General features: G+C 69.8%; 1 protein-coding gene. It reads left to right on the forward strand.

Annotation, left to right across the window (positions count from 1 at the left end; all coding sequences use genetic code 11):
- Nucleotides 1–114 precede the first annotated feature (114 nt).
- Nucleotides 115–355: hypothetical protein (locus AC1DYG_RS21000; protein ID WP_477641752.1), on the forward strand; the 241-nt coding region annotated here is incomplete at its 3' end.

Here is a 355-nt window from a genome sequence, read left to right on the forward strand (position 1 = left end):
CGCCCGCCAGGTCGACGGCGCCCGCGTGGGTCTGCAACACAACCTCGGCCTCGGTGGCGCGTGCGTGGTCACGCTGTACCGGGCCGGCACCATCTCGAAGGAGTCTCAGTAAGCATGCCGATCGATGTGGCGGCCGCACTGGCCGCCGAACCCACTGTCCGCGAGGCCAACTGGACCGAGCGCGACGTGTTGCTCTACCACCTGGGCCTGGGTGCCGGTGTGAACTCGCTGGATCCGGCCGAGCTCGGCTGGGTCTACGAGAAGGGCCTGCGGGTGCTGCCGACGTTCGCGATGGTCRCCGGCCAGGGCGTCTCGGCCGGCAACCTGAAGCCTGCCGGGATGAACATGCCGGGCA

Source organism: Pedococcus sp. P1_H8 (genome assembly GCF_056405175.1).